Source organism: Bacteroides sp. CAG:633, from assembly GCF_000435115.1.
GTDB lineage: Bacteria > Bacteroidota > Bacteroidia > Bacteroidales > Bacteroidaceae > Bacteroides > Bacteroides ndongoniae.
Genome location: NZ_FR882999.1, coordinates 1 through 4270, shown reverse-complemented (window position 1 = coordinate 4270; position 4270 = coordinate 1). Strand labels below are relative to the sequence as shown.

General features: G+C 55.1%; 3 protein-coding genes. 1 reads left to right on the top strand and 2 read right to left on the bottom strand.

Annotated elements, in window-relative coordinates:
* Positions 1–149 precede the first annotated feature (149 nt).
* Entirely contained in the window at positions 150–2600 is a 2451-nt protein-coding gene (locus QVP67_RS02455; RefSeq protein ID WP_022161969.1) for a TonB-dependent receptor, read from the bottom strand.
* A gap of 86 nt (positions 2601–2686) precedes the next feature.
* The gene (locus QVP67_RS02450) at positions 2687–3304 is read right to left on the bottom strand and encodes a response regulator transcription factor (protein ID WP_022161968.1); all 618 of its coding nucleotides are present in this window, start codon (positions 3302–3304) and stop codon (positions 2687–2689) included.
* Positions 3305–3554: 250 nt separating this feature from the next.
* Here QVP67_RS02450 and QVP67_RS02445 point away from each other — a divergent pair, with 250 nt between their 5' ends.
* Positions 3555–4043: a DUF805 domain-containing protein gene (locus QVP67_RS02445; RefSeq protein WP_022161967.1), complete on the top strand. Its 489-nt coding sequence runs from the start codon at positions 3555–3557 to the stop codon at positions 4041–4043.
* Positions 4044–4270 lie beyond the last annotated feature (227 nt).

The following is a 4270-nucleotide window of genomic DNA, read 5'->3' as shown; positions in this document are numbered from 1 at the left end:
CTTGTGTTGCTCAAACGGTTGGCAAGTGGCTTGAAAAAGGAGGGCGCGGCACAGGTTGGCTGCGGGCAGAAAACACAGATTCCCGCCTGCAGCCGCAAGCCTGGATGGGGATAGCGACGACAGGCGGGAACCTGTGAAATGTTTATTTTTCAGAAACGACAGCGCAGGTCGATGCCTATCTGTACGGGGCGTCCCATTTGGGCGAAGCCGCGGCTCATGGTCTCGAACCAGAAGGCCTGGTAGCGGGTGTTCAGCGCATTGTTCACCCACAGGGCTATCTGTCCGTTGCCTTTGTTCAGGCTGATGCGGCCGTTCAGGGTGCCGTACAGGGCCTGACTGGCGTTGTTCTCTTCGGTCCAGTAGATGCGTCCGGCAGCTTTGTAGTGGGCGTTCAGGGTGATGTTGTCCAACCAGGCACCTTTCTTCAGACCGATGATGTATTGGGCACCGATGTTGAACGTGTGTTTGGGAACGAAGGGTACGTAGCGGCCGTTGTAGTTCACTTCGTCGCTCACGACGTAGTCGGTGAATGTAGCGTAGGTGTAGCCGTAGCTTCCGTTCAGCGTCAGGTCGTTGGTCAGCTGGGCGCGCAGGGATGTTTCGGCTCCCATGCTCCGGCTTTTTCCAGCATTCACGGTGATGCGTCCCAGTCCGCTGGCGGCGAAGCGCGAAATCTGCTGGTCGCGTGTGTCCATGTAGAAGGCGGCAAGGTCGGTCTGCAAGCGTCCGTTGAGCAGGGTGAGGTGGGCGCCTACTTCGTAGTTCCACGAATATTCGGGGCGGTAGAGGGTGGCTTGCTGTACGTCGGTTTCGGCTTTCTGTGCCATGCCGTTCAGCATGGCAATGACTTTTTGTTTGGTGGCATCGTCTATCATGCCCACGCCTTCGATGACGGGGATGGTGGCCGATGCCACGTCGCCCATGTTGGCGCTGCGCATGTCGGTCTGCAGCAGGTCGCTGAACATCTGTATGTTGTAGCCGCCCGAGCGGTAGCCTTTGGAAACGCTGGCGTAAATGTTGTTGCGGCGGTCGAAGTCGTATTGCAGGGCTACCTTAGGCAGCAGCTGGATGTAGTCGTGATTCAGCTTGCCGCGGTAGCTGAGGCTTTGGTCGAAGCGGGTTTCGGGCACCATGGGGATGACGCGGTCGCCCGGTGTCAGCTTGCCGCTGAGCGAGTAGGTGTGCGAATAGGTGCAACCGGTGTTGTAGTCCAGTTTCAAGCGTTCGTAGTCCATGCGCAGACCTAATGTGAGCGAGAGTCCCTCGGCACCGAAGAGGTCGTTGAAGGTGGACTGGTGGAAGAGGGCGGCGTTTAGCACGGGGGTGTCGAACACGCCGCTGATGGGCAGTGTGCTGCCGCCAATCACGTCGCTGAACACGAATTGCATGGTCATGGGCCCTTGCGAGATGGTGGGCATGTAGCGGTTGGCATTGTCGTTGGTCATGCTGTTCAGCCATGTCATGCCGTCGCTCTGGAAGGTGACGGGGGCATCGGTGTGCAGCCATTGGTAGAAGGCGCTGGCGCCCGTTGTCCATTGCCAGCGGCGGCCGGGCTTCGACTTCAGTACCAATTCTTCGCTCAGCGTCTTCGAGTTCTGCTTTTGCATCATGGTGTAGATGTTCTGTTCGGTGAAGTCCTGATCCAGGTCCATGTGGTCGTCGAGCAGCTGGAAGCCCGTCACGCTGCTCAGCACAAAGTTGTCGGCCTGGTGTTCCAGGTTCAGACCGCCGTTCAGCAGGTTACGTTTGTAGCCGCTCCGGTGGTTGTAGGCGATGCGGCCGATGTAGTCGGCACGGTCTTCCTCGCCTTCGGTCACGCCGGTATATTCGTAGGGATATCCGCCCTGATGGGTGTATTCGTAGTTCAGGGTGAAGTCTAATTTCAGGTTCTCGTTGGGCAACAGGATGGCACGCAGGCGTCCGCCGAACTCGTCGTCCTTGTCCACCCGTTCGTTATTGAGTGCTGCGTTCTTGAAGAACCCACCCTTGTGTTCGTAGAAGAAGTTGGCCGAGAAGGCAAACTGCTGGCTGATGCGGTGGTAGTGGCTGACGCTGGCCTTGTAGTTGTTGTAGGTGGCGGCGCTCAGCGTGAGGTCGGTGCCCTGATAGGTGAAGGGCGATTTGGTGAAGACACGTATCAGTCCGCCCATCGTGTTGCGTCCGTACAGGGTGCCCTGCGGGCCGCGCATCACGTCGATGCGTTCGATGTCGGAGTAGTTGAAGTCGAAGGCCGACTTGTCGATGAAGGGAATGTTGTCCACGTACAGTCCGACGGCGGGCGTGTTGATACGCGAACCGATGCCGCGCACGTAGACCGAAGTAGTCAGTTTCGAACCGTAGTCGGGGATGAACAGGTTGGGCACAAGGGCCGACAGGTTCTTGACCGACTGCACGGCGTTGTTGCGCATGTCGGCCTGCGACAGCGATGTGGCCGAGAGGGCCTGTTGGCGCAGCCGGCTGTTCTCTTTCGGTGTGGCGATGACTACTACTTCTTCGATATCGACCACTTTGGTGGTGTCCTGTGGAACTTCTTCTCCGCGGACTGTCTGCGTTGCTCCGATGGCCAGCAACGCCAGTACGTTCAGGATGATTTTCTTCATGAGCTGATGTATTGTCTATTCAGGCCGCAAAGTAAAGGCAAATCGGCGGAACGTGCAATCCTCACTTATGAGGAAATCGGGGCGGGTCAAATGGCGTCGGCTTCCACATAGCCGTGCATCACGGCATAGATGGTAAGCCCCGAGACGGACTTGATGCCCAGCTTCTCGGTGATGTTCTTGCGGTGGCTGATGACGGTGGTCAGACTGATGTTCAGGCGGTCGGCTATCTCTTTGTTGATGAGGCCTTTTACCACCAGTACCAGTACTTCGATTTCGCGCGCCGTCAGTTCGTGACCGGCGGGCATGTTGGCGGGTTTCTCTCCGACGGGCATGGCGGGTGCGGGCAGCTTGCCGGGATGCCCGTGTTTGTGTCCGTGGCCGTGCAGGTGTACGATGCTTCGTACAAGGTCCTTCTCGGGCTGGCAGATGTTCAGTGTCAGCACGCCGGCCAGTTGCGGGTTGCCTTCGCCCGCTGCCAGCACAATGGTTTTGGGGCGCCGCGGCAGGAAGAAAACCGTATGCTCAAAATAGACCTGCGCCGAAACGAAGTAGTGCGCGTACATGTCGGGCGTGTCGTCTGCGAAGGCGGCAAACGAGGGGAACATGCGGATGACTGCACCCGGTATGAGCTCTTCAAGCAGGCCGCACAGGCCTAGGCTGCTCAGTGTGTTCGGGTCGATAATGGCGATTTCGGGCGAGGGCATACTTTGGAATTAATGATTGATGTGTCTGCAAAGAACGTCATTTTTGCGGAAACCGGCAAATGGCAGAAACAAAAATACCGGTGACAGGCTGATAAAGAATTTCCTCTAAAGCTGACTGATATTCAGAATCGGGTGGAAAAAAGGATATAATTGTTTGCTTTTTGTGCATTTTTTAGTATATTTGTATAATCTTTGTTGCTTATCACAATTAAGACGCAAAACTTATTATTTACTTAAATTTAATATCATTATGTTTAAAGCTCCTTTCTCTTTCGACGGACGTATTCGTAGAATCGAGTATTTTCTGTCTGCCGTTATCAGTTCTGTTTTTGGTGGTATAGCTATGGCGCTGGGTGTAGGAACCATGTTTTTAGGCGCGGCTTCCAATTCGGCTGGCGGTTTTGGTTTTGGTGTGCTGATTGGTTTCGTTGTCCTCATTGCCGATGCATGGTTCGGTCTGGCGCAGGGCGTGAAGCGTCTGCACGATGTTGACAAGTCCGGATGGTTCATTTTGCTGGGTCTTATTCCGCTTATTAACATCATTCTGGGTCTGTACATGCTGTTTGCCGATGGTACGGTAGGTCCTAACCAATATGGTCCCGACCCGAAGAACCGTATGCCTTACCAGCAACAGCCCTCTTCCATCAACGTAACAGTGAACGTAGGTGGCGAAAAAACAGCCAGTCAGGCTTCGCAGGCTCCTTCTTCAGCTCCCGCCGAAGGAGAAGAGGTAAAATAACGTTCCTTCTGAGGAATTAAGAATATCCGCAACTATCATTCGCAAAGGACAGGGCAATACGGGTTTTATCCGTTGCCTTTCCGAAGCTTTGAAGGAAGTTGCGGATATTTTTTGTACAAGTACTTTATAGACTGTATATTTAAAGAACTCCGCAATACTGTGCTGCTGCCTCGGCACACCGCTCTCCGTCTACTCCGGCAGAGACGATGCCGCCTGCATAACCGGCT